This is a genomic window from Pseudomonas sp. Sample_9 (assembly GCF_004307535.1).
Lineage (GTDB): Bacteria > Pseudomonadota > Gammaproteobacteria > Pseudomonadales > Pseudomonadaceae > Aquipseudomonas > Aquipseudomonas mercuritolerans.
This window is the reverse complement of the sequence record NZ_RAZO01000430.1, coordinates 1-23,954: the sequence shown is the minus strand read 5'-3', so window position 1 is coordinate 23,954 and position 23,954 is coordinate 1. Positions and strand designations below refer to the sequence as shown.

Below are 23,954 nucleotides of genomic sequence, written 5' to 3'. Positions count from 1 at the left end.
AAATGCACTCGTAGCTCAGCTGGATAGAGTACTCGGCTACGAACCGAGCGGTCACAGGTTCGAATCCTGTCGAGTGCACCATATACCAAGAAGCCCGCGTTTAACGCGGGCTTTTTGCTGTCCGGGATTTGGCTTTTCCCTTCACGCAGCCTCTTTCATCAAAATCAATTTGAGCACTGCGGCCTCGCTTGAGGTCGTAACGATAGCTCGTGGTCGAAGTGCGCGTGTTGATCTTGTCCGGCTTGCCCAGTGCGCTTTCGACATCGCGCTGACTCATGCCGGCAATCACTCGCCGATTGATGATTGCTTCGCGCCGCTGCCTGTTATCGATCAGGGTTCCACATTTGTGTTCGGTGCCGCCGACGATGCCCGGTTCGCGTCCGCTGTCTTTCATGCCGGTCACGGCTTCGTGATTGAACTCCGGCATGATCGCGACCCAGCCAGGCGAGTAGGGGTGAACTTCCTGAGCAGAAAGCTGCTCGCCAATTGCGCAGCTCATCGACGTGAACGTGACGCTGCCGTCAGCGGCCTGGCAACGATGAAGCGTGGTGGCTTTGGAAGGGATGGCAGGGAGCAGGGCGGTCAGTAGAAGAAGCGCGGGTTTTGATGGCATTCGATGTCCTCCGTGACGATCTACCCTCAAGGGTAGTCGCTGCTTTTTGCATTGCCGGTGTGTTTTCTTTTCAAGATGAGTCGTCGCATTTGCACGGGTCAGGCAGGTGCTCAGGTTTGTTTCGCAAGCGCTTGTTTCAGCCGTGATTTTTTCAACGTTTTAAACCGTCAGGCGTGTATCATTGCGCCCGTCAGCCCCGCCGGGGCTTATGGAAAACCTCCATGGACTTACCCAGTAGTTGTTCAGTAAACCGTTTCACCAATCATGAATTGACTGATTGATCCTTCCGGCGTGCCCCGCTGCTGGGAGTGGAGTTCGCCTATGTCCGAAATCGAAGTAAAGAAAACACAGGAAAGCCTGCAGGACCGCCTGGCTCAGGTCGTCGAGTTGCTGCAGCGCCAGCGTGTCGTTGAAGACCTGACTCATCGCCAGGAAGGTCCGCACCACGACCGCGTGGAAAACCTGGTTCACCGGCAAAACCTCGTCGAGCTGCAACGCAAGCTCGATGATCTGCACTCCGCCGACGTCGCCTACATCCTTGAAGCCTTGCCGCTGGACGATCGTCTGACGCTCTGGCAACTGGTCAAGGCCGATCGCGACGGCGACATTCTTCTTGAAGTATCCGATTCCGTCCGTGAGACGCTGATCGCCGACATGGACGATCACGAGCTCCTGGCTGCGGCCAAGGACATGGACGCCGACGAACTCGCTGACCTGGCCTCCGAGCTGCCGCGAGACGTTGTCCATGAGCTGATGGAAAGTCTCGATAACCAGCAGCGCGAACGCGTGCGCTCGGCCCTGTCCTACGACGAGGACCAGGTCGGTGCGCTGATGGACTTCGAAATGGTGACGATCCGTGAGGACGTCAGCCTCGAAGTGGTGCTGCGTTACCTGCGTCGCCTGAAAGAGCTTCCTGGTCACACCGACAAACTGTTCGTGGTCGATTACGACGGCGTGCTCAAAGGCGTGCTGCCGATCAAGCGTCTGCTGGTCAACGATCCGGAGAAGCAGGTCGCGGAAGTCATGGCCAGCGATCCGGTCAGTTTCCACCCGGACGAAGATGCCTACGACGCCGCTCAGGCATTCGAGCGTTACGACTTGATCTCGGCGCCGGTGGTCGACAAGAACGGCAAACTGATCGGCCGTCTGACCATCGACGAAATGGTCGACCTGATCCGTGAGGAAAGCGAAAGCGAAGTCCTCAACATGGCCGGTCTGCGCGAAGAGGAAGATATCTTCGCCTCGGTGTGGAAGTCCCTGCGTAACCGTTGGGCGTGGCTGGCGGTGAACTTGATCACTGCATTTGTCGCATCGCGGGTGATCGGTCTGTTTGAGGGCTCGATCGAGAAATTGGTAGCACTGGCGGCGCTGATGCCGATCGTGGCGGGTATCGGTGGCAACTCCGGTAACCAGACCATCACCATGATCGTGCGCGCCATGGCGCTGGATCAGGTCAGCACCGGCAACACCTCGCGCTTGATGCGCAAAGAACTGGCGGTCGGTTTGATCAACGGTCTGGTCTGGGGCGGGGTGATCGGTGTGGTCGCGTACATGCTCTACGGCAGTTGGTCACTCGGTGTGGTCATGACGGCGGCGATGACACTCAATCTGTTGCTGGCGGCGTTGATGGGCGTGTTGATCCCGATGACGCTGGCGAAAATGGGTCGCGATCCGGCGATGGGCGCCAGCGTCATGATCACGGCAATGACCGACAGCGGTGGCTTCTTTATCTTCCTCGGGTTGGCGACAATCTTCCTGCTCTGATCTTGTGCAATGAAAAGCCCGTCAAATCGACGGGCTTTTTTGTGCCTGCCACACTCAATTGCCAAGCGGCCATCTGTCATATTGCGGGCAAAAAAAAGCCAGCAATCATGCTGGCTTCAATATGTTCGGTATAACTCAGGACGCGTCTGCGGCCATTTCTGCGTCGTGTGCGATCAGCGACACCAGGGCGTTCTGCTGACGGTGCGACAGCTGACGGAAGCGCTGCAACAGCTCGCGCTCGTGCAGCGACAGCTCCGGGCTGTCCAGGCGCATGCTCAGCTCTTCGCCCAGTGCGCCTTCCTGAATAAGACTCTGCTCAAGGCGCGCAATGATCTCGGAGTTCATGCTGCGATGATGATTGCGAGCCACCTCGGCAATGCGTTCACGCATTCCGTCTGGCAGACGTACGACAAACTTGTCAGCCGTACGGCTGGAATAAATTGCCTGTTTCAATGGGCGCATATATTTAACCGGTTAGTTCAGGGGAGCGGTTCTCGGGATTGGCCGCAGGATGTGTGGTAGGACAAGCATCCGGACCAATTGGTTCAACCTGAATTGTTAAGAGGCCGGCATCATGCCTCAAAATTGCCAGATCATTGGCGTCAATTCTGTGACAAATATTGAGCCGGGTAAAGGCGTAATGCCAGCACCAGTTGTCAGAAATGCGGACTGGTTGGAAAACTTTCCATCCTTCCGTATCGCTGCCCGCTTTTGAATGCACATCTGTTGATGTCCGAAGACTTCGGAACGTGCATGCTATGCGGCTCGCTATTCTTGATCCCTATGTGTACAGGATAGTGGCAATTTGCCGATTTACTAGAGGCAGGACCCGTCGGAGGGCGTTTTCGGGATGGATGGCAAGCTTTTTTACCTGATGGGGCCGTCTGGTTCGGGCAAGGACAGCCTGATTGATGCATCACGTGAGCCACTGCGGGCGTTGAACTGTGAAGTAATGCGCCGGGTGATTACCCGCTCGGCGGAGTCCGTCGGCGAAGATGCAATCGGCGTGACACCTGAAGAGTTCGACCGGCTAGAGCGCGCCGGGGCCTTTTCCTTGGCTTGGCAAGCCAACGGCTTGTCTTACGGTATCCCCGAGGAAATGGATGAATGGTTGCGAGGCGGGCGGCATGTGCTGGTGAATGGTTCGAGAGCGAACCTGCGCCAGGCAATGGAGTGTTATCCGACCCTCGTGCCGATCCTGCTGACCGTCAAAGACGAGGTTCTGCGAGAGCGCTTGCTCAGCCGTGGCCGGGAGACCCCTGAGCAAATCGATGCGAGGCTGGCTCGCAACGCACTGTTCAAAGACCGAAGATCCAGCGACAGCCCCGTTCATCAGATCGACAATTCTGCTGATCTTGCTGAAGCTGTCTCTGCATTACTCGAGGTGATCCGGCTCAACGCAGAACCGGATCGAACTTGATCTTGCGCCCTGCAATCAGCGCCAGCACAAACAGCACCGCAAACACGCCACAGCCAACCAGAGGCAAGGTGACTTCCGTCTCCTCGAACAGCGCCAGGTGGGTAACGCCACTCAGTAAAGCGAGGATCAGAAATCCTGTCGCCGATTTGGACATGTTGTACTCCTGAAGATATTTCAAAAAACCAGACGTTCGGTGATTGGCGCCGAGGCTTGCTCAGGCTCGCTGACCATTTGTGTAGAAGCGTCGCTGCGTTCACTCAACACTGCCCACTGCGGCGCTTTCTGCACTTGCAGGTAATGCGGCATGCGCTGCGCCACTGGCTGCTCAACGTCAGCCTTGGGAAAAAAATGCGATCCGAGCAAGAAAGCCAATGCCGCTGCGTTTGCAAGCAAGAGGGTGCTGTTCATGGCACGACGCTCCAAATTGTTCTTTTTGATAGAACAGGCATAGCAGCCGCCGTGCCAACAGTGTAACGGCTGATAAGTCCTTTAAAAACAATGGTTTGGTATGTTTTTTCCGGCGACGCTGATTGCAATCTGCAATGACCGCATTTCCGCGTAGTGCAATTTGCCCGGTAAAAGTTCCCGCAATCTTCCAGGGCGTTTGCCTACACTTAAAAAGCCCTACGGACGACATGACAAAACAGGGGCCGGCCGTTAACATGCACGCCGTCTGTCGCGTCGCATACAGCCCGCGTCAATCAGTGTCTCAGTAGCTCAATTGGATAGAGCATCCCCCTCCTAAGGGGAAGGTTGCAGGTTCGAACCCCGCCTGGGACACCACCTCTTCAATAAACAAAAAGCCCCGTCGCACTTACTCGTGCGGCGGGGCTTTTTGCGTTGGAGCGCTGGCGAGCTCTACAGCAACTCCGAGCGGCGCAACGCCTCGATGGTTTCAATCAGGTCGTCGTACGCCACCGGTTTGCCCAGATGCTGATCGAACCCGGCTTCCCGGGATTTCTGCATGTCGCTCTGAGTGCCATACCCGGTGAGGGCGATCGCTGGTACGTTTTTCACCAGCGGCAGTTTGCGCAGGGCAGCCATCAGTTCATAGCCGGTCATGACCGGCATGCCGAGGTCGGAGATGATCAGATCGAAGCGCGTGCTCTCAGCGGCTTTCAGCGCTGCCACCGGATGATCGAAGGCCGTTACGTCGGCGTCTTCCATCTCCAGCAGCAGCTTCAAGGTCTCCAGCACTTCCGGCGAGTCGTCGACCAGCAGAATGCTCAAGCCATCGAGCTTGCCGGAAACCGGTTCAACCTCGGCTGTTGCAGCGGTTTCTTCGACATCAGTCGACAGCGGCAGGCGAACGGTAAAGGTACAACCGGCGCCGAGCCCCGGCGAAGCAACCTTCACCGTGCCGTGCTGGGCTTCGGTCAGTTGCCGTACCAGTGACAGGCCTATGCCCAAGCCTTCACGTTGATGGTTGGTGTGCTGTTTTTCTGCCTGGCCGAACAGATCGAAGACGTGTTCGAGGTTTTCCGCAGCGATGCCGACGCCGTTATCCTTGACGTCCAGTTGCGCCATTTTCCCGCTCTTGCTGGCGATCAACTCAATGCGCCCGCTCGGTGGTGTGAACTTCAAGGCATTGTTGACCAGATTCCAGATGATCTGCTCGACCCGTGTCGGGTCGGCATGAATGATCAACGGTGCTTCAGGCAATTGCAGGTCGATGCGCGTGGCGTGCTGCTCATTGAGCACTACCGTGTGTATGTCACGCAGAACCGCGCTCAGATCGACACGCGCCAATTGCAGTTTGAGCTTGCCGGTGCGCACGCGCGCTACGTCAAGCAGGTCGTCGATGATCCTTGCCTGGCTGTTCACTGCATCGCAAATGGTATTGACCGCTTTGGTCGCCGGTCCGGCGGTGCGGATCATTGGCAGGCGCCGCAGCAGTTCGGCGTTGAGCTGGATCAGGTTGAGCGGGTGCTTGAGTTCGTGGGACATGACCGCGAAGAACTCATCACGCAGGGACACGGTATTGCGCGTCTGCGCCAGTTCCTTGCTCTGTTCATCCTGCTGGCGCTTGTGCCCGGTCAGGTCGCGGGCGATTTTCACATAGCCTTGCAAGCGATCGCCGCTGAGCAGGGTGACCTCGCCGCTGCAGAAGAAACGGCTGCCATCCTTGCGCACATGCCAACGCTCATCCTCCGAGCGGCCGTGCTGGCGGGCGGTGGACAATTCGCTTTCAGCCATGCCGGCAGCACGGTCTTCGGCTGTGAAGATGAAATCGTAGTACTGACCTTCGGCCTCGTTTTTGCTGTGGCCAAAGATCAGTTCAGCGCCTTTGTTCCAACTGGTGATCGCACCCATTTCATCGAGGATGATAATCGCGTAGTCACGCGTACTCTCAGCGACCAGACGCATGCGTTCTTCGCCCAGGCGCAGCTCTTCCTCGGCTTCGCGGCGTTTGCTGATGTCGATGAAGGTCAACACGGTGCCGTCGATGTGGTCTTCGCTGGAGCGATAAGGCAGCAAGCGGGCGATGTACCAGCGGTTATCGGTACTGTTGACCTCGCGTTCGATCATGTTCAGCGATTCGAACACTTGCGCCGCGTCCTCGGTCATCGCCGGGTAATTCAGGCGATGGGTGATATCCAGCAGTGAACGGCCGGTGTCTACCGGCAACATGCTGAAGATGTCGGTGGCGCGCGGCGTGAACCATTTGATGCGCATGCTGCGATCGACGAACACCGTAGCAATGTCGGTAGAAGCGATCAGATTGGTCAGATAATCGTTGATCTTGTCGGTTTCTTCGACTTTGGTCTTCAGCTCGTAATTGACCGTCAACAGCTCTTCATTGATCGACTGCAACTCTTCCTTGCTGGTCTCGAGCTCTTCGGTGGCCGAGCGCAATTCTTCGTTGATCGCCTGCATCTCCTCGTTGGAAGCCTTGAGCTCTTCGCTGGAGATTTCCGACTGTTCGATGGTGTCCTGCAAATGCAATTTGGTGCGTTGCAGCTCACGTTCCAGGTTCGAGAGCACTTGGCTTTCAGTCTGCAGCACCGTGGTCAGCGCCTGCTCGTGCGCGTCGATCTCCGTTTCATCGAAGGTCACCAGCACGCACTCGCTGTCGAAGTCGTCGTCCTTGTACGGCTGCGCAATCAGCGTGATGCGGTACTGGCGCTCCTCGCGCTTGAGCAGCACTTCACGCGAGCACACAGTGAGGTTGCTTTGCTGCACCTGGAACAGTGTCGTGCGAATTTCCAGGCGCAGTTCCGGCAGGATCAGCGTCAGCAAGTTGCGTGACAGCTCGCCGCCGACATGCCGCAGGAAACGCCCGGCGGCTTCGCTCATGTGAAGAATATCGGCATTGGTGTCGACGATGATGCTCGGCGGGGCGAAGCGTTCTATGGCGCGGCGGTGGATATCGGCAAACGACAGCTTGACGGGCTCGATGGCTTTCGATGGCGGTCGGGAAACGCTGGTGCGCATGTAACCGCCACGTGGCATGGTCGGGGTGCGACGGCTGTTCGGGGTACCGGTCTTGGCGCGGAAGATGCGGTTGCGCTTGTCCACTGGCGCGAACAATTCATGGCAGGCATCGGCGCTTTCAGAGGTGCCGAGAAACAGGAAACCGCCCGGTCGCAGGGCAAAGTGGAACATCTGCAGGATTTCCCGCTGCACCTCGCGATCCAGGTAAATCAGCAGATTGCGGCAAACGATCAGGTCGATCTGCGAGAACGGCGGGTCGGACAACAGGCTGTGCTTGGCGAACAGCACTTTCTCGCGGATTTCCTTGCGAATCCGGTAATGCTCATTGTCCTTGACGAAATAATGTCGCAAGCGGGTTGGCGGTACGTCGGTAACGATGGCTTGCGGGTAGGTGCCGGCGCGGCCGGTGGTGATCGCACGTTCGTCGATATCGGTGGCGAACACTTGCAGGTTGGCCTTGCTGCTTTGTACCTGCATCTGATCGTCGAGCAGGATCGCCAGGCTGTAGGCTTCCTCGCCGGTCGAGCAACCGGCAGACCAGATGCGCAGTTCTTCTTTTTCCGACGAGTCGGCAACCGACTGCACCAGTTGCGGCAGCACATCGCGCTCGAGGGCTTCGAAGGCTTCGCGGTCACGGAAGAAGTTGGTCACGCCGATCAGCATATCGCCGAGCAAGGCCTTGGCTTCTTCCGGGGTATTTTGCAGGTAGTTGTAGTAAGCGCTGAGGTCAGACTGGCTGGTGACCTGCATGCGCCGCTCGATGCGGCGCAGCACGGTGGCGCGCTTGTAGTGTTTGAAATCGTGACCGGTGCTGCTGCGCAGGTACAACAGGATTTCATGCAGGCGTTGTTCGGCGATCGACGCCTCGTGTTCGTTTGCAGGCTTCAAGGCTTTCAAGTCGGGATCATTGGCGCTGGGTAATTTGATGTTCTGGGAGTTGCGCCAGAGCTCCATCAGTTTCTGCGGCATCTCGACCACTGGCAGCACCAGATCGACCATGCGCGTCTCGATGGCGGCGCGCGGCATGCCGTCGAACTCGGCGTCTTCCGGCACTTGCACCAGCGTCACCCCGCCCTGTTCCTTGATTCGCGACAAACCCACCGCACCATCGGAGCCGGTGCCTGACAACACCACGCAGAACGCCCGCTCACGGTGCACATCGGCCAGATCGCGAAAGAACAGGTCGATGGCCGTGTGGCGCGCCTGCGGCGAACCGGCCGTGCTGACCCGCAGATAGCCGTCGTTCATCGACAGCGAATGCGCTGGCGAGATCACGTACACACAGTTCTTTTCGATCGGCACCGGCTGCGTCACTTGCAGCACCGGCATGCGCGTCGATTCCTGAATGATCTGGTCGGCGATGCTTTGGTGATCGGGCGACAGGTGCAAAATGATCACGAACGCCATGCCACTGTCCTTCGGCATATGCTCGAAAAACAGCTTGATCGCTTGCAGGCCGCCCGCCGAGGCGCCGATGCCCACCACCGGGAAATTCAGGTGGCTGGGGGTGACATCCTTGCGCTCGGGCGCAGAGGGCGAGGCAGGGGTTTTCGAGGTCATCACTTCGGCCTTTTTTTGTGGCGGTACAAGCGTATCGCGGACGTCCGGGGGCGCAGGTAATTGAGCAGAATAAACCTCATTTGGGGATCTGCCTGCATTTTTGAAGGACAAATGTGCTGTCTGTGTCTTTGACCTCCGGCGATTGGCAACCGTGCCGATTATTTTGCCGGTGTGATGATCGGTGGTCAGTCGTCGTTGATTTCGACTTTGCCAAGGCTCCCGCTGACCTCGGTAACATGCCGGCGGCCGTAGACTTCGTAGCTAGTCCCGCTGGCCTCGACGCCCGGCTTGCGCACGGCCAGTTGGGCGAATAACCCAGCCTTTTCGCTGTAGCTGCCGAACCAGTTGACCAGCGCCCCGATGTAGCATTCGCCGCCAATCATTACCGGCAGGTCGGTGATCTTTTCGATGGCATAGTGCGTTGGGCCGTAGCTGTAGTAATCGCCGTCTCCGGTACCCGTGGGAGGAATTGGGCAAAGGGGCGAGTTATTGGTTGAGTCGGGGGCGGCTTTCATCGCTTGAGTGACGGCGTGGTCGAGTGCCGCGTGCAAATCCGCTTCGAGGTCATAGGTGCTGGTGCCGTCTTCTTTATGTTGCGTGGTTGGCACTTGCAGGGAGTAAGCGTAACGCACGGACACCGTCGGTACCTGACGGTTGATCTTCAGCGGATTGAGCAGGTACAGATTATCGACACCATAGGCGCCGTTTCGGTAAGCGGCATAAATTCTGTCGTGAAGCCTGATCCAGCTGATTGCCTGATTGGCGCCACGGTCGTTGGTGTAGAACAGCGAGCTTTCCGGCTCGACCGATCTTTTGACAAACCGCTCGCCCGTTCGGCGCCAGGTTTCCACGTAGGTGAACAAGCCAGTGCCGCCTGCGTATGTGTCGACGATAAGGTCGCGCTGGCCATCATTGTCCAGATCCAGCAGTGCGTAGGAAGACCGTCCGGTCTCGGCGGCGCCGTCGATGCTTGAGGCGTTCAATGCTTTCCATTCGTCCTCGCTCACGCCTTTGGGACGCGACTTGGGGAAGTTGGTTTGCTCGCCGTAGCTGTCGACTGGATCGCCCGCGAACGATGTCTGCGAAGACTCGAAAGCCCGTGCGGCCAAGGCATGTTCCAGCGCAAATTCCGGGTGGTTTTTGCTCTCGGCACGAATGCTTTGTTGCAGATCGTTCATCGCTTGAACATCCACGGTGTCCGGCTGCCACGCCACGGCTTGTGTCCACTGTGCCTTTAATATCTGCAGTCGCTGGCGGTAGCTGCCATCCAGGCAAGCGACATCGTCCGCGCAGGCGTTGCGGGTTTTCAGCCAGGCGCGCTGGGTGCGCTTGAGTTCAGGTTGCCCCGCTGTGGCAGTTGTCATCAGTTGGCGATACAGCGTGCCCATCTGCGCGTCTAGCTCATACAGCGATTTATTCGCGCAAATCATGTTTTCCACGTCGTTCGCCGCTTTTTTGCAATCCATCGCCGCCGCTGTCGCTTGCTGGATAAAGACAAGCAAACACGCTGACAGGATGTAGCGTCCCTTGATGTACACGATTCAGTCCTTATGCAAATCCTTGAGCAGGCGCGCAGAGTAATACTCCAGGCAACATTCTTGAAGCACCACCCTCAGGCCTGGGCATTTTTGGCCGATAACCCGAACGGTGAGTTCAGACTCCAGCGAAATCGCTTGATGGCGCATGGCCTCCGGCTATCATCTGCGCGCCTGAAATCGCCTCGGTTCGTTTTCTTCAATTGCCTGGAAATCCTCGATGTCGTCGTATCACCAAAAAAGCTTTCTGATCGTCGATGATTTTTCCGATTTCCGCAGTTCCGTGCGTTCGATGTTGCGTGAGCTCGGCGTCAAGGATGTCGATACTGCCGACACTGGGGAGCAGGCGCTGAAGATGTGCTCGCAGAAGTCCTACGATTTCATTCTTCAGGACTTCCACCTCGGCGACGGCAAGAAGAACGGCCAGCAGGTGCTCGAAGACCTGATGTCGGAAAAGCTCATCAGCCACGAAGCCGTTTTCGTCATGGTCACCGCCGAGACCAGTCAGGCGATGGTGCTCAGTGCGCTGGAGCATGAGCCGGATGCGTACCTGACCAAGCCGTTCAACCGTTCCGGGCTGGCCCAGCGCCTTGAGCGTCTGGAGCAACGCAAGACGTTGCTCAAACCGATTCTGCAGGCCCTTGATCGCGGTAAGCCGGTCGAGGTGCTCAATGCCTGTATTGCCCTGTGCAAACAGGACATCCGCTATTCGCCGCTGTGCCTGCGCTACCGCGCCGATGCGCTGCGCGACATGAATCAGAACGAAGCGCTGGAGCGACTCTACGACGGCATCATTGCCGACCGTCCGTTGCCGTGGGCCTTCGCTGGATTGGGCAAGTTGCTGTTCAAACGCGGGCAGGTCTCGCAGGCCAAAGAGGTCTATGAAAAGGCCTTGAAAGTGTTCCCGATGATGCCGGCGCTGTATGACGGCATGGCTGATGTGCTGGTGGCCGAAGGCGACAGCAAAGGCGCGCAGCGGGTGCTCGAAGAAGCGATCCGTCTGTCGCCGCTGGCGGTGCGCCGCCAGGCTTTGCTCGGCAAATTGGCCATGGCCAACGAAGATTTCGAAACCGCCTCGCGTGCTTATCGCCAAGCGGTAGCGCAGGGCGCGCAGTCGCGTTTCAAGGACCCGGAAAGCAATCTCGGCCTGGCTCATGCGCTGATCAGCAAGGGCAGCGATCGCGGCCTCGACACGCGCACGCGGCTGGAGATCAACACCACACTCAGCGCCGTGGCCAAGGAGAACCCGAGCGACCCCGGCCTGCAAATCCGTGCGCGACTGATGAAGGCCACCAGCCTGCTGCTCAACGACGCTGAAACCGCCGACAAGCTCACCGAACAAGCACTGATGCGCCTGGATGGCATGGAGCAATTCATGAGCCCCGAGGCGGCGTTGCTGGTGGCCAAGCAGTTGCAGATGCTCGGTCAGGCCGAGGCGGGCACTTCGATGCTCAAGAGCTGCGCGGAGATTTACGGGGATGACCCGGCGGTGATGAAAGACATTGCCAAGCTCACCGACGATCCGACGATTCTCAGTTCGAGTAACGCTGCGGCCGATCTCAACCGCCAGGGCGTGCGCGTGTACAAGACCGGCAATCTGGTCGAGGCCCGCGAGGTGTTCCGCAAGGCGCTCAAGCTGCAACCGAAAAACATCAGTATTGCGCTGAACCTGGCCCAGTCGCTGCTGCACGGCACCGACACCAGTGTGCCGTCGGCGGAGCTGGAAGAATGTCGGGCCTGCCTGAAACTGGTGGGCCTGATGCCCGACACCGACGCGCGTTTTGCGCGTTATCAGAAGCTGAAAAGCAAGGCGTTTGGCGAATGAACCCAATTGATCCGGCGCTGGATTTTTCCACGGTGATTGCCTCCACCGTCCACGACATGAAGAACTCCCTGGCCATGCTGATGCAGGCGCACAGCCAGTGGCTGGCGCGTCTGCCGAAAGAGCTGCGCGACGGCTCGGAGCAGGGCGTGATCGACTTCGAGTTCGCCCACCTCAACGGCATGCTGGTGCAGTTGCTCGGGCTGTACAAACTCGGCGTGAATCAGTTGCCGCTGCAGCCGGCGTATCACGAACTCGACGATTTCATCGAGGCGCAACTGGCCGCGCATCAGGAAGTGTTTGCCAGTCGCGGCATCATCGCCACCTATGAAGTCGATCCGTTGAGCCCGCTGGGTTTCTTCGATCGCGAGCTGATCGCCTCGGTGCTCGGCAACTGCATCAACAATGCGATCCGTTACGCCCGCGAGTCGCTGCTGATTACCGTCAGCGACGAAGCCGGGCAACTGGTATTGAGCATCAACGACGACGGCGACGGTTATCCGGCGCAGATGCTCGAGCGTCAGGCCGATTACGTGCAGGGCATCAATCACAGCAGCGGCAGCACCGGGCTGGGTCTGTATTTCGCCAATCGCATCGCCGCGCTGCATCAGCGCAACGGCGTGGAAGGGCGCACCGAAATCAGCAATGGCGGGCCGTTGGGTGGTGGGGTGTTCAGCCTCTACTTGCCCTGACATGACCTGTAGGAGCTGACGAGTGCAACGAGGCTGCGATCTTTTGCCTTTGATTTTTTCAAGATCAAAAGATCGCAGCCTCGTTGCACTCGTCAGCTCCTACGCAGCTCCTACGGGTTCTGCAGGATAGGGATTTTTGCGGGGGCTGCTTGATATTCCGAACAGGCGAAGCCTATTTTGTCCGGGTCGCCGTTCGCGGCTCGCACAATAACAAGGATTGCGTCATGACAACCGATGGCCAGGGTTCACTCGCGCAGCGATTGACCGGCATTGATGAGATTGAATGTGTCACCCCGGATCTGAACGGTGTGCCACGGGGCAAGGTGATGACCGCCGAGGGTTTTCTCGAAGGGCGGCGTTTGCAGTTGGCGCGGGGTGTGCTGCTGCAATGCATCATGGGCGGCTATCCGCCGGCGCGGTTCTACGGCAGCGATGACGGCGATCTGGCGCTGGTTGCCGATCCTGCGCAGATTCACCGTTTGCCCTGGAGCGACGAGCCGCGCGCCATGGCGATTTGCGACGCTGACGAACTGAGCGGGGAGAGCTCCAGTCTCTCGACCCGTGGCCAGCTCAAAGCGGTCATCGCCCGTTACGCTGCGCACGGCCTGGCGCCGGTGGTGGCGACCGAACTGGAATTTTTTGTCTTCGCACCCAATACCGATCCGACCCAGCCGTTCCGTCCGCCAGTCGGCCTCGACGGCCGCCGCGAGGATGGTCAGTCGGCGTTCAGCGTCAGTTCCAACAACGGTCTGCGGCCGTTCTTCAGCGAAGTGTATAAATGCATGGCGGCCCTCGGCCTGCCGCGCGACACCTTCATGCATGAAATGGGCGTCAGCCAGTTCGAGATCAATCTGCTGCACGGCGACCCGCTGCTGCTGGCCGATCAGACGTTCCTGTTCAAGCACCTGCTCAAGGAAGTCGCGCTCAAGCATGGCCTGAGCGTGGTGTGCATGGCCAAACCGCTGGCGCACACACCGGGCAGCTCGATGCATATTCACCAGAGTATCGTTGAGATCGGCAGCGGCAAGAATGTCTTCACTGACTCGAACGGCGAGCCGACGGCGATGTTCCGCCACTTCATCGGCGGGCAACAGGCAGGCCTCGCCGATTTCACCGCACTGTTTGCGCCCAACGTGAATTCCTATCAGCGCCTGTGTCATCCGTACGCGTCGCCGAACAATGCCTGTTGGTCCCATGACAATCGCGCCGCCGGCTTGCGTATTCCCGCCAGCTCGCCGGTCGCACGTCGGGTCGAAAATCGTCTGCCGGGCGCCGACGCCAATCCGTATCTGGCCATCGCCGCCAGTCTGGCTGCGGGTTTGCATGGCATCGAGCAGGAACTGGAGCCGAGCGCGGCAATCCAGGGTGAGTTCGCCGTGCCGGATAATCTGGCCTTGCCGTGTACTTTGCACGCCGCGCTGGAGCGTCTGAAACGTAGCCAGTTGGCGAGGGAACTGTTCGGGTCGGAGTTCATCGAAGGCTACATCGCTTCGAAGACCATGGAGTTGACCAGCTTCTTTGATGAAATTACTCCCTGGGAGCGCCGTGTGCTGGCCGCCCAGGCCTGACGTATCGCTGCTGCCGGGCTGTCGTTCTGACCGCCCGGTATTTACTGCAAGGAGCCGCTCGGAACGCCGATGCGCCAAATCTGGAAATCCTTTCGAGCGCTGTATTTCGCCTCGCTGATGATGTTGATCGGCTCAGGCCTTCTTTCTACTTATCTGGCTTTGCGTCTGGCTGCCGACAACGTCGACGGGCTGTGGGTCGGTGCGCTGATGGCGGCCAACTATTTCGGTCTGGTGCTGGGCGGCAAGATCGGCCATCGCCTGATCGCCCGGGTCGGGCATATCCGTGCCTACTCGGCGTGTGCGGGGATCGTCGGCGCGGCGGTGCTCGGCCATGGTCTGGTGGACTGGCTGCCGGCGTGGCTGGTGCTGCGGACGATCGTCGGTCTGGGCATGATGTGTCAGTACATGGTCATCGAGAGCTGGCTCAACGAGCAGGCCGATGCCAATCAGCGCGGGCTGGTGTTCAGCGGTTACATGATCGCCTCGTACCTGGGCCTGGTGCTGGGCCAGCTGATTCTGGTCATGCACCCCGGCCTCGGCCTGGAACTGCTGATGCTGGTGGCGCTGTGCTTTGCCCTGTGTCTGGTGCCGGTGACGCTGACCCGACGGATTCACCCGGCGCCTCTGCACCCCGCGCCGATGGAGCCGCGCTTCTTCATCAAGCGTGTGCCGCAATCGCTGAGCACGGTGCTCGGCGCTGGTCTGATCATTGGTTCGTTTTATGGTCTGGCGCCGCTGTATGCCTCGCAGCAGGGGCTGACGACCGAGCAAGTCGGTCTGTTCATGGGTAGCTGCATTTTTGCCGGTTTGCTGGTGCAGTGGCCGTTGGGCTGGTTGTCCGACCGTTATGACCGCGCGCTGCTGATTCGCTGCTTTGCCGGGTTTCTGGCGGTGGCGGCGTTGCCGTTGGCGATCATGCCGCAGGTGCCGCTGGAGGTGTTGTTCGTTGTCGGCTTCTTCTGTTCGCTGGTGCAGTTCTGCCTGTATCCGCTGGCGGTGGCGTTCTCCAACGACCACGTCGAAGGCGATCGCCGGGTGTCGCTGACCGCCATGCTGCTGGTGACTTACGGCGTCGGCGCGAGCATCGGGCCGCTGCTGGCGGGTGTATTGATGAAGTTTCTCGGCAGTCAGAGCCTGTATGCGTTCTTCAGTTTCTTCGCGTTGGTGCTGGTCTGGCGGATTCGTCCGAAAGCAGTGACCAACCTGCACCAGGTCGACGACGCACCGCTGCATCACGTGGCAATGCCGGACAGCATGTCGAGCTCGCCGCTGGTGGCGGCGCTTGACCCGCGTGTCGATGAGCAGGTGGTGCAGGAGCAGATGGTCCAGGACCCGGCGCCGGTCACTCCTGAGCCTGAGCCTGAGCCCGAAGCGCAGCCGGAAGCAGTCGTTGAAACCGAACTGGACAGCGGCAATGACGATAAGCCTGAGCCGGATATCAGCGGTGGCAGGCCCTGAATCGAAGGTAAACATCGGCGCATAAAAAAGGGCAGTCCTGTGCGGGGCTGCCCTTTTTTTTGATCGCTGCGACTCAGAGATCGTCTTTGTCGAAACGCCGTGCTTCACGTTGCAACTGGTAAACAAAACGCTCGACGTTACGCGCAGCCTGGCCACTGATGTTGTGGAAGCGCAGCCCGGCGAAGGTGATGTTGAGTTTTTCTTCGAAATGCAGATAGCGCAGCTCCACCGACGTTGGCTGATTGCCGAACAGCGGCGGGGCGATCAGACGATCGTAGACCTGGCCCAGTTGCAGGCGATCAGTGATGTCGCCTTCGAAGCGGAACTTGCAACCGGTCGCGGAAATATCCAGCAGCTTGCCGTGGATAGGCGCCTTCAGCTTTTCGCCGCCCAGTTCAACGCTGACCAGATCGGTGAGCTTCAACGCAGCGCGGAAGGCGTTACGGCGCTGGTGGTAGACCACTTCGCTCGGCAGATCGCCGGTGTAGAAACGGTCGCCGTCGGATTCTTCGATGTTGAGAGTGCCGTTGCATTCCCAGGCGATGCGCACGCCGTCATGAAAGCCTTCGACCTTGAACGCTTCGCCAGCCTGGAGGAAGCGCTCGCCATCGCGCGGGATCATTTCGTCCAGCGCAATCGTTGCGGTTTCGCGGTCGACCTTGATCAGGTAACTCTGAAAACGCTGGCTGCGTTCATGGAAGGTGATGATCAGCGGATCGTGGCTGTCTTGCAGCTGGCGCAGGTTGCTGGAGATTTCCAGTGGCGTGGTGAGCACCTTCGGAGGCTGCGGAGCATCATCCGCGCTTAGGGTGTTGGACACGGTTCTTCAATCTCCAGACAAAATAAGACGACTGGCCAGTATTTTGCCAGCATGTTGCGCAAGTGGATAGTGCAGGGCCAGCGAATGGCTCATGCCTGGCTGAGCGTTCGCGGCTTGACCGGTTTGGCAAAGGTCCCGCTGGCGTCGTACAGCGCTGGCGGCTCGCCGCCGGTGAGGATTTTCAGCTGATTGGCCGTGGTCGCCTGCTGGATCTGGATCGACTGGCCATTCTTGACGTTGGCAGCCTGGCACTGGGCGATCAGCGCGGTCAGGGCGTCGCCCTGGGTTAGCAACTGGTCGCCAATGCTCGACTGGCTGGCCAGTTGCTCGAGACCTGTGCGATCGGTCGGCAGGTTGAGGCTGGCGAGGATTTCGCTGCGCTTGCGGCCATGCTGCTCGAGCAGAATGATCAACGCTTGCTTGGTCGCCAGAATTTCTTCCAGCAACGGCATGTCACGACCATGCAAAGCGAGGGATTCGGTTTGCAATAACTCCAGCAATTGTTGCGCTGGAGCAAAGTCGTCGTTGATCAGTTGCAATAAGTTAGTGTCGTGCATGGCTGGCCTTGGGGTTTAAGCGTCCAAAAGCCTGGCGCCGGCAAAAGCCTAGCGCTGGGCTTCGAAGTTGAGCAGTTTGCTGGCTACACGGTTGCTGTCGACTTTATAGCTGCCATCGGCAATCGCGGCTTTCAACTCGGCCACACGGGCTTTGTCGACAGCAGGCTGATCGCGCAGCTTGTCAGTGACCTTCTGCAACTGTTGAGCCTCATTGCTGAGGTGTACCGACTCCCCGCTTTTGGCGACATTGGCCTGTTCGGCCTGGGTATTCAGCGGCGCGGAGGGGCTGTTTTCAGCGCTTTCCTTGGCGTTGCTGGTACGTGTGCTGCCGGTTAGTGACGAGGAACTGTTCAATCGGTTGAAATCGATAACCATGATAAAAAACCTCTGGGAATTTGGACGCTTGCCATGTTTTCGGCTATCCCCTGAAAAACTTTAGGCCCAATCAACCATAAGCTTGCATGCGCCGTTGCGAGACCTGCTGCGGCACAGTTTAGGGAAGCGACGGGATCGGCGCCAGTTTTCTCCGCGAGGCTTTTACATGGCCACTTCAACCTGTCCCGGCGCAATCACCTGCGCCTTGATAACTCTTTGAGAATTAAGGTTTTTTACTCGAATTTGTTCTTTCATGCCGCCATTGGAGAGCGCTTCCCCCGGCATGCGTACGGCAAGGGTGCCGCTGCGCGCAGTGATCACCACCTGGTCACCCTTGCGCACCACTTCGGCCTGTTCCAGATGCACCAGGGTGATGACCTGATCGGCGACCGTTGGTCGGGTAAGTTTCTGCCCGATCGCTTCGTCGACCGAGGTCAGGAAACCCTGGTTGATCGTGCTGACGTCGCGCTCGCGCAAGGTCACATCCTGCGGCTCGATAATGCCGGCGCGTTTCAGCGGACGAGTGGTGGTCACGATCTCGCGAAACAGGCGGACTTGAGCGGGTACGAAAACCGTCCACGGCGAACTGCCCTCGCAGCGAACCTTCACCGTAACGCGGCCCAGCGGGCGTGCCGGGCTCTCCAGCGTGGCTGTCAATTCCTTGTCGCACATGGGCATGCGCATGCGCGGGTCGAGCTGGTTGACTTCGATTTCGTAGCGGCCTTCGGTTTGACTGGAAGCCAGATAGTCTTCTACGGTGAATTCAAGAAAGCCCTGAGTCACGCCGATAAGCATATCAGGCAAGGTAACCGCATCTGCATGGGCAGGACTGCCAGCAAGCAAGCAGCAAACGGCGGACACCGCGCAAAGCCCTTTGCGAAGGGAGGATGTCAGGCGTCGGGAAAATGTCGTTTGAGCGTTCATACGAGTTAAAAAGCAAGCGCCGTGCCGTTTAGCAATGAATGTGCGTCGCAACAACACTTGGCGTTGGTGTAGGAGTCTGGGCATGGCTGGTGTAATGGATTCGGTGAACCAGCGCACGCAACTGGTAGGGCAGAATCGCCTCGAGCTGCTGTTGTTCCGTCTCGACGGGCCGCAGCTCTACGGGATCAACGTGTTCAAGGTACGGGAAGTGTTGCAATGCCCGTCCCTGACGTTGATGCCCAAATCCAGTCCTGTCGTGTGCGGGGTAGCGAATATACGGGGAGCGACCATTCCGATCCTGGATCTGGCAATGGCAACGGGCTCCGGTGCGTTGAAAGACAAGAACAGTCCGTTCGTGATCATCACGGAGTACAACACCAAGACCCAGGGTTTCCTGGTCCGCTCGGTGGAGCGCATCGTCAACATGAACTGGGAAGAGATCCATCCGCCACCCAAGGGTACCGGTCGCGATCACTACCTGACCGCTGTGACGCGGGTCGACAACCAGTTGGTCGAAATCATCGACGTCGAGAAGGTGCTGGCCGAAGTCGCGCCGACGCCGGAAGCGATTTCGGTGGGCGTGGTTGATGTCGAGACGCAGACCAAGGCGTTGTCGCTGCGGGTGCTGACGGTCGATGACTCGTCGGTGGCGCGCAAGCAGGTCACGCGTTGTCTGCAGACCATCGGTGTCGAAGTGGTGGCGCTGAACGACGGCAAGCAGGCGCTGGATTACCTGCGCAAGCTGGTCGACGAGGGCAAGAAGCCGGAAGAAGAGTTCCTGATGATGATTTCCGACATCGAGATGCCGGAGATGGACGGGTACACCCTGACGGCGGAAATCCGCGGCGACGCACGCATGCAAAAGCTCCATATCATCCTGCATACTTCGTTGTCGGGGGTATTCAATCAGGCGATGGTCAAGAAAGTCGGTGCTGATGACTTCCTGGCCAAATTCCGTCCTGATGACCTCGCATCCCGGGTAGTCGACCGGATCAAAGCAGCAGATATCAGCTAGGGGCCTTCTGCCCCTGGCGGTCAACACGATTTAAGAGGCGGCATCATTGTCTACGGGTAATTTGGATTTCGAACAGTTCCGGGTCTTCCTGGAAAAAGCCTGTGGCATTCTGCTCGGTGAAAACAAGCAGTATCTGGTCTCGAGCCGTCTCAACAAACTGATGGAGCAGCAAGGCATCAAGTCCCTGGGTGAGCTGGTACAGCGCATCCAGACCCAGCCGCGCAGCGGTTTGCGCGAGCAGGTGGTCGATGCCATGACGACCAACGAAACCCTGTGGTTTCGCGACACCTATCCGTTTGAAGTCTTGAAGAACAAGGTACTGCCGGAAGCGATCAAGGCCAGCCCCAACCAGCGTCTGCGGATCTGGTCGGCGGCCTGCTCGTCGGGACAGGAACCGTACTCGCTGTCGATGTCGATCGACGAGTTCGAGCGCAGCAACCTGGGTCAGTTGAAGATGGGCGTGCAGATCGTTGCCACCGATCTGTCGGGCCTGATGCTCAACAACTGCAAGACCGGCGAGTACGACAGCCTGGCGATCGGTCGCGGTCTGTCGCCGGAACGCCTGCAACGCTACTTCGACCCGAAAGGGCCGGGGCGCTGGGTGGTCAAGGCGCCGATCAAGAGCCGGGTGGAATTCCGCTCGTTCAACCTGCTCGACAGCTACGCAGCGCTGGGCAAGTTCGACATCGTGTTCTGCCGCAACGTGTTGATCTACTTCTCTGCCGAAGTGAAGAAGGACATCCTGTTGCGCATTCACAGCACGTTGAAGCCGGGCGGGTACCTGTTCCTTGGCGCTTCGGAAGCGCTGAACGGATTGCCGGATCATTACCAGATGGTTCAGTGCAGCCCGGGGATTATCTACAAGGCGAAATAAGCGGTTTGCGGCAATACAAAAAACGGGAGGCCTTCTAAGCCTCCCGTTTTTATGCCCGAATTATTTTCCACGAACACCACAAACCCTCTGTGGGAGCGAGCCTGCTCGCGAAAGCGGTCTGTCCGTAAGACAGTTGGCGCCTGACACGCCGCCTTCGCGAGCAGGCTCGCTCCCACAGGGATCTGCGCTGACCTGGCAAGGACGGCAAGCGGCAGAAAAGCGGCATCCGGCGGTAACCGGTTGCCGCTTTTCTGGCATTGCCGCTTTGCCTGTTTGGCGCAAAGCCACGGAATACGGGGCTTTGTTCATTTGGCACGGCGCTTGCTAAAGCTCAGATACGAAAAACCGGTCACCTGAAGGTTCCCGACATGAGCATCAGCTTCGACAAAGCGCTGGGCATCCACGAAAAGGCATTGGGCTTCCGCGCCCAGCGTGCCGAAGTGCTGGCCAACAACATCGCCAACGCCGACACCCCGAACTACAAGGCGCGGGATCTGGATTTCTCCAAAGTGCTCGAAGCACAGACCGAGAAGACCAAGACCGGCGGCCACTTTGCCCTGAACATGACCAACAGCCGGCACATCGAGGCTGAAGGGCTGGGCAACGGCGACGAGTCGCTGATGTATCGCACGCCGATGCAGCCTTCGATCGACCAGAACACCGTCGACGCTCAACTGGAACAGTCGAACTACGCGGAAAACGCCGTCGGCTTCCAGGCCAGCTTCACCTTGCTCAACAGCAAATTCAAAGGGCTGGTGTCAGCCCTGCGCGGAGAATAATCCATGTCCCTGTCCAGCGTTTTCAACATTGCCGGCAGCGGCATGAGCGCGCAGACCACACGCCTGAACACCGTGGCCTCGAACATCGCCAACGCCGAAACCGTTTCGTCGAGCATCGACCAGACCTACCGCGCGCGCCATCCGGTATTCGCCACCATGTTCCAGGGCGGCCAGGCTGGCGGCAGCAATTCGCTGTTCCAGAACCAGGACGCAGCCGGGCAGGGCGTGCAGGTGCTCGGCGTCGTCGAAGACCAGAGCAACCTCGAAGCGCGCTACGAGCCGAACCATCCGGCCGCCGACGCCAAGGGCTATGTCTACTACCCGAACGTCAACGTGGTGGAAGAAATGGCTGACATGATTTCCGCGAGCCGCTCGTTCCAGACCAACGCGGAAATGATGAACACCGCCAAAACCATGATGCAGAAGGTACTGACCCTCGGTCAGTAATAAGGGGCGACTGCCATGAGCGTTACGGATACCACCAGCAGCCTGAGCATGAACGACATCCTGGCCAACTCGTCGAAGAAGGCCAGCAGCACTACGTCGGGCGGCATCGCTTCGGCGACCAACAGTGCCACCGGCGGCCAGGCACTGGGCAAGGATGCTTTCCTGCAATTGCTGGTCACCCAGCTGAAAAACCAGAACCCGCTCGACCCGCAGGACAACAGCGCGTTCGTTGCGCAACTGGCGCAGTTCAGCAGCCTTGAAGGCATCACCACGCTGAACTCCACCGTCAGTGGCCTTGCCGGCAACTACAACTCGTCGCAGGCGCTGCAAGCGTCGTCGCTGGTCGGTCGCAACGTGATCGTGCAGACCAACACCGCCCAGCTCGATGACCCGAGCAAAGGCCTGACCGGTTCGGTCACCGTGCCTTCGTCGATTGCCGGCGGCACCGTGACCATCACCGACAAGGACGGCAAAGCCGTGCGCACCATCGACCTCGGCAGCCGCGCTGCCGGCGATGCCAGCTTCACTTGGGACGGCAAGGACACTGCCGGCACCGTGGTGCCAGTCGGCACTTACACGTTCAAGGCCAACGCACCGATCAACGGCACCGCGACCGATCTGGCGACCTACCTGCCAGCGACCGTCAACAGCGTGACGATCAGCCAGACCGGTGGCGAGCTGATGCTCAACCTGGCCGGCAAGGGCACCGTAGCCCTGTCCAAAGTACAAACCATTGGTATATAGAGCCGACTAACCCGGCACGAAGGAGTGGAACATGTCTTTTAACATCGGCCTTAGCGGTCTCTATGCCGCCAACAAACAACTCGACGTCACCGGCAACAACATCGCCAACGTCGCCACCGCCGGGTTCAAATCCTCGCGCGCAGAATTCGAAGACGTCTATTCGTCGACTCGTCTGGGCAGCGGCAGCAAAGTCATCGGCAACGGCGTGCGCCTGGCCAACGTGTCCCAGCAGTTCACCCAGGGTGACATCAACAACACCGGTAACGTGCTGGACATGGGTATCAACGGTTCCGGTTTCTTCACCATGAGCAACAACGGCTCGATCTCGTACACCCGTGCCGGTACGTTCAAGGTCGACAACGCCGGTTACATCACCAACACCGACTACACCTCGCGTCTGCAGGGTTACGGTGTGGATGCCAACGGCAAAATCATCAACGGCGTGTTGACCGATCTGAAGATCGACACCTCGAACCTGGCGCCGAAGTCGTCTTCTTCGGTGACTTCGAGCATCAACCTCAACTCGTCGGCGCCAGTGATCGTTGATACCGGCGCCAGCGCCGTCAAGTTTGATCCGTCGAAGCCTGAGACTTACACCAAGTCGTTCAGCACGCCGATCTATGACACCCAGGGCAACTCCCACGTCATGGACCAGTACATGGTCAAGACCGGCGAGAACACCTGGAAGGTTTACACCCTGGTCGATGGTCGCAACCCGGATGCTACCGGTAGCAACCCGGTGACCACCGCGCCGGTTGCTTCGACATTGTCGTTCGATAGCTCCGGTAAATTGGTTCAGGTGAGCACGCCTAACCCGGCGGATCCAGCCAACCCGATCATCAGCAGCGATCTGAAGTTGACGGGCTGGGTACCGGGCACTGTGACCAATGGTGTGTTCACGCCTAACGGCGCGGCAGCGAACCCGAATGGCGTGACCATTTCGATGGCCAAGACCACTCAGTACAACGCTGATACCTCGCGTACGATTCCGACTCAGGATGGCTACGCCACTGGCCAGATCACCAACCTGACCATCGACGGCACCGGTACGCTGTTTGCCAACTTCAGCAACAACCAGAGCAAGGCGATCGGTCAGGTTGCGCTGGCCAGCTTCACCAACGAACAGGGCTTGCAGGCTGTGGGTGGCACCAGCTGGAAAGAGACGTTCGCTTCGGGTATTCCGGGCTACGATGCGCCGAAGACCGGTACGTTGGGTGAGGTGGTGTCCAACTCGCTGGAAGAGTCGAACGTTAACCTGACCAATGAGCTGGTTGATCTGATCAAGGGTCAGAGCAACTATCAGGCGAACGCCAAGACCATTTCGACGCAGAGCACGATTATGCAGACCATTATTCAGATGACCTGATTGGGTTTCTGAGCTGGTTTTTTGGGCCCCTCGGTTTTGAGGGGCTTTTTTTTGGGCCGTGGCGGCCTTTGGGCCGACCAGGCTTTTGGGGTTTTGGGTGAATATCCGTTTTTGCGGGTGTTGCTGATTACGGTTCCGCCCTTACGGCGGGTCACCTTTTTCAAACGCCGGAGTGCCGGCCCAGCA

At 58.8% G+C, this 23,954-nt stretch carries 23 protein-coding genes and 2 tRNA genes; 14 read left to right on the top strand and 11 right to left on the bottom strand.

Annotation, left to right across the window (positions count from 1 at the left end; translation table 11 throughout):
* Positions 1–4 precede the first annotated feature (4 nt).
* Positions 5–81: transfer RNA gene (locus D6877_RS24635), tRNA-Arg, on the top strand.
* Between the two features lie 19 nt (positions 82–100).
* Here D6877_RS24635 and D6877_RS24630 read toward each other — a convergent pair.
* Positions 101–613, bottom strand: a complete 513-nt coding sequence (locus D6877_RS24630; RefSeq protein WP_130912383.1) for a cell envelope protein SmpA — start codon at positions 611–613, stop codon at positions 101–103.
* A gap of 321 nt (positions 614–934) precedes the next feature.
* On the opposite strand from D6877_RS24630, the gene mgtE reads away from it, so the two are divergent.
* On the top strand, positions 935–2,377 hold the full coding sequence (gene mgtE, locus D6877_RS24625; RefSeq protein ID WP_016773597.1) for a magnesium transporter: 1,443 nt from the start codon (positions 935–937) through the stop codon (positions 2,375–2,377).
* 135 nt (positions 2,378–2,512) lie between these two features.
* Here mgtE and D6877_RS24620 read toward each other — a convergent pair whose 3' ends face one another.
* Positions 2,513–2,839, bottom strand: coding sequence for an Arc family DNA-binding protein (locus D6877_RS24620; protein WP_003178899.1), 327 nt, complete (start codon positions 2,837–2,839; stop codon positions 2,513–2,515).
* 388 nt (positions 2,840–3,227) lie between these two features.
* Here D6877_RS24620 and phnN point away from each other — a divergent pair, with 388 nt between their 5' ends.
* A complete protein-coding gene (phnN, locus tag D6877_RS24615; protein WP_130912382.1) occupies positions 3,228–3,797 on the top strand; it encodes a phosphonate metabolism protein/1,5-bisphosphokinase (PRPP-forming) PhnN in 570 nt (189 codons plus the stop codon).
* Here phnN and D6877_RS24610 read toward each other — a convergent pair.
* Together D6877_RS24610 and D6877_RS24605 are read right to left on the bottom strand one after the other, a co-directional pair.
* Positions 3,772–3,951, bottom strand: coding sequence for a PA3371 family protein (locus tag D6877_RS24610; RefSeq protein WP_016773599.1), 180 nt, complete (start codon positions 3,949–3,951; stop codon positions 3,772–3,774). The genes phnN and D6877_RS24610 overlap by 26 nt on opposite strands.
* Before the next feature lie 20 nt (positions 3,952–3,971).
* Entirely contained in the window at positions 3,972–4,205 is a 234-nt protein-coding gene (locus tag D6877_RS24605; protein ID WP_041479268.1) for a hypothetical protein, read from the bottom strand.
* A gap of 298 nt (positions 4,206–4,503) precedes the next feature.
* Between D6877_RS24605 and D6877_RS24600 the strand changes: the two genes are divergently transcribed.
* A tRNA-Arg gene (locus tag D6877_RS24600) sits at positions 4,504–4,580 on the top strand.
* Between the two features lie 75 nt (positions 4,581–4,655).
* Here the strand turns inward: D6877_RS24600 and D6877_RS24595 are convergent.
* Both D6877_RS24595 and D6877_RS24590 read right to left on the bottom strand, forming a co-directional pair.
* The gene (locus D6877_RS24595) at positions 4,656–8,792 is read right to left on the bottom strand and encodes a CheR family methyltransferase (protein ID WP_130912381.1); all 4,137 of its coding nucleotides are present in this window, start codon (positions 8,790–8,792) and stop codon (positions 4,656–4,658) included.
* A gap of 185 nt (positions 8,793–8,977) precedes the next feature.
* A complete protein-coding gene (locus D6877_RS24590) occupies positions 8,978–10,330 on the bottom strand; it encodes a lysozyme inhibitor LprI family protein (protein WP_130912380.1) in 1,353 nt (450 codons plus the stop codon).
* Positions 10,331–10,547: 217 nt separating this feature from the next.
* Between D6877_RS24590 and D6877_RS24585 the strand changes: the two genes are divergently transcribed.
* From D6877_RS24585 to D6877_RS24570, 4 genes are all read left to right on the top strand, one after another.
* Positions 10,548–12,152, top strand: a complete 1,605-nt coding sequence (locus D6877_RS24585) for a tetratricopeptide repeat-containing response regulator (RefSeq protein ID WP_016773603.1) — start codon at positions 10,548–10,550, stop codon at positions 12,150–12,152.
* Complete coding sequence (locus D6877_RS24580) at positions 12,149–12,841, top strand: HAMP domain-containing sensor histidine kinase (RefSeq protein WP_039757863.1); 693 nt, start codon at positions 12,149–12,151, stop codon at positions 12,839–12,841. The genes D6877_RS24585 and D6877_RS24580 overlap by 4 nt, the downstream gene beginning before the upstream one ends.
* Before the next feature lie 326 nt (positions 12,842–13,167).
* The gene (locus D6877_RS24575) at positions 13,168–14,409 is read left to right on the top strand and encodes a glutamine synthetase family protein (protein ID WP_177435429.1); all 1,242 of its coding nucleotides are present in this window, start codon (positions 13,168–13,170) and stop codon (positions 14,407–14,409) included.
* Positions 14,410–14,478: 69 nt separating this feature from the next.
* A complete protein-coding gene (locus D6877_RS24570) occupies positions 14,479–15,867 on the top strand; it encodes an MFS transporter (protein ID WP_130912379.1) in 1,389 nt (462 codons plus the stop codon).
* A 73-nt stretch (positions 15,868–15,940) separates the two neighbouring features.
* Here D6877_RS24570 and D6877_RS24565 read toward each other — a convergent pair whose 3' ends face one another.
* The 4 genes from D6877_RS24565 to flgA form a co-directional block, all read right to left on the bottom strand.
* Entirely contained in the window at positions 15,941–16,687 is a 747-nt protein-coding gene (locus tag D6877_RS24565; RefSeq protein WP_130912378.1) for a flagellar brake protein, read from the bottom strand.
* Positions 16,688–16,776: 89 nt separating this feature from the next.
* The gene (locus D6877_RS24560; RefSeq protein ID WP_041479278.1) at positions 16,777–17,244 is read right to left on the bottom strand and encodes a flagellar protein FlgN; all 468 of its coding nucleotides are present in this window, start codon (positions 17,242–17,244) and stop codon (positions 16,777–16,779) included.
* Positions 17,245–17,292: 48 nt separating this feature from the next.
* On the bottom strand, positions 17,293–17,619 hold the full coding sequence (gene flgM / locus D6877_RS24555; protein ID WP_016773609.1) for a flagellar biosynthesis anti-sigma factor FlgM: 327 nt from the start codon (positions 17,617–17,619) through the stop codon (positions 17,293–17,295).
* A 162-nt stretch (positions 17,620–17,781) separates the two neighbouring features.
* Complete coding sequence (flgA, locus tag D6877_RS24550) at positions 17,782–18,543, bottom strand: flagellar basal body P-ring formation chaperone FlgA (protein WP_073472167.1); 762 nt, start codon at positions 18,541–18,543, stop codon at positions 17,782–17,784.
* Positions 18,544–18,625: 82 nt separating this feature from the next.
* Here flgA and D6877_RS24545 point away from each other — a divergent pair, with 82 nt between their 5' ends.
* The 6 genes from D6877_RS24545 (at position 18,626) to flgE (ending at position 23,768) form a co-directional block, all read left to right on the top strand.
* On the top strand, positions 18,626–19,558 hold the full coding sequence (locus D6877_RS24545) for a chemotaxis protein CheV (protein ID WP_016773611.1): 933 nt from the start codon (positions 18,626–18,628) through the stop codon (positions 19,556–19,558).
* Positions 19,559–19,604: 46 nt separating this feature from the next.
* Entirely contained in the window at positions 19,605–20,432 is an 828-nt protein-coding gene (gene cheR, locus D6877_RS24540) for a protein-glutamate O-methyltransferase CheR (protein ID WP_016773612.1), read from the top strand.
* 368 nt (positions 20,433–20,800) lie between these two features.
* Positions 20,801–21,211, top strand: coding sequence for a flagellar basal body rod protein FlgB (flgB, locus tag D6877_RS24535; protein ID WP_016773613.1), 411 nt, complete (start codon positions 20,801–20,803; stop codon positions 21,209–21,211).
* Between the two features lie 3 nt (positions 21,212–21,214).
* Positions 21,215–21,658, top strand: a complete 444-nt coding sequence (gene flgC, locus D6877_RS24530; RefSeq protein WP_016773614.1) for a flagellar basal body rod protein FlgC — start codon at positions 21,215–21,217, stop codon at positions 21,656–21,658.
* A gap of 15 nt (positions 21,659–21,673) precedes the next feature.
* Positions 21,674–22,402, top strand: coding sequence for a flagellar hook assembly protein FlgD (gene flgD, locus D6877_RS24525; protein WP_130912377.1), 729 nt, complete (start codon positions 21,674–21,676; stop codon positions 22,400–22,402).
* Between the two features lie 31 nt (positions 22,403–22,433).
* A complete protein-coding gene (flgE, locus tag D6877_RS24520) occupies positions 22,434–23,768 on the top strand; it encodes a flagellar hook protein FlgE (protein ID WP_130912376.1) in 1,335 nt (444 codons plus the stop codon).
* Here flgE and D6877_RS29680 read toward each other — a convergent pair.
* A partial coding sequence (locus D6877_RS29680; RefSeq protein ID WP_206663000.1) for a hypothetical protein occupies positions 23,756–23,954 on the bottom strand: 199 nt, incomplete at its 5' end. The two genes, flgE and D6877_RS29680, sit on opposite strands and share 13 nt — an antisense overlap.

Coding starts and splice junctions, on each gene's coding strand:
- mgtE (WP_016773597.1), top strand. CDS start 935: ATGTCCGAAATCGAAGTAAAGAAAACACAGGAAAGCCTGCAGGACCGC.
- D6877_RS24580 (WP_039757863.1), top strand. CDS start 12,149: ATGAACCCAATTGATCCGGCGCTGGATTTTTCCACGGTGATTGCCTCC.
- D6877_RS24575 (WP_177435429.1), top strand. CDS start 13,168: ATGACCGCCGAGGGTTTTCTCGAAGGGCGGCGTTTGCAGTTGGCGCGG.
- flgD (WP_130912377.1), top strand. CDS start 21,674: ATGAGCGTTACGGATACCACCAGCAGCCTGAGCATGAACGACATCCTG.
- D6877_RS24545 (WP_016773611.1), top strand. CDS start 18,626: ATGGCTGGTGTAATGGATTCGGTGAACCAGCGCACGCAACTGGTAGGG.
- flgB (WP_016773613.1), top strand. CDS start 20,801: ATGAGCATCAGCTTCGACAAAGCGCTGGGCATCCACGAAAAGGCATTG.
- D6877_RS24595 (WP_130912381.1), bottom strand. CDS start 8,792: ATGACCTCGAAAACCCCTGCCTCGCCCTCTGCGCCCGAGCGCAAGGAT.
- phnN (WP_130912382.1), top strand. CDS start 3,228: ATGGATGGCAAGCTTTTTTACCTGATGGGGCCGTCTGGTTCGGGCAAG.
- D6877_RS24620 (WP_003178899.1), bottom strand. CDS start 2,839: ATGCGCCCATTGAAACAGGCAATTTATTCCAGCCGTACGGCTGACAAG.
- flgM (WP_016773609.1), bottom strand. CDS start 17,619: ATGGTTATCGATTTCAACCGATTGAACAGTTCCTCGTCACTAACCGGC.
- flgA (WP_073472167.1), bottom strand. CDS start 18,543: ATGAACGCTCAAACGACATTTTCCCGACGCCTGACATCCTCCCTTCGC.
- D6877_RS24605 (WP_041479268.1), bottom strand. CDS start 4,205: ATGAACAGCACCCTCTTGCTTGCAAACGCAGCGGCATTGGCTTTCTTG.
- D6877_RS24560 (WP_041479278.1), bottom strand. CDS start 17,244: ATGCACGACACTAACTTATTGCAACTGATCAACGACGACTTTGCTCCA.
- D6877_RS24570 (WP_130912379.1), top strand. CDS start 14,479: ATGCGCCAAATCTGGAAATCCTTTCGAGCGCTGTATTTCGCCTCGCTG.
- D6877_RS24610 (WP_016773599.1), bottom strand. CDS start 3,951: ATGTCCAAATCGGCGACAGGATTTCTGATCCTCGCTTTACTGAGTGGC.
- flgE (WP_130912376.1), top strand. CDS start 22,434: ATGTCTTTTAACATCGGCCTTAGCGGTCTCTATGCCGCCAACAAACAA.
- D6877_RS24585 (WP_016773603.1), top strand. CDS start 10,548: ATGTCGTCGTATCACCAAAAAAGCTTTCTGATCGTCGATGATTTTTCC.
- D6877_RS24630 (WP_130912383.1), bottom strand. CDS start 613: ATGCCATCAAAACCCGCGCTTCTTCTACTGACCGCCCTGCTCCCTGCC.
- flgC (WP_016773614.1), top strand. CDS start 21,215: ATGTCCCTGTCCAGCGTTTTCAACATTGCCGGCAGCGGCATGAGCGCG.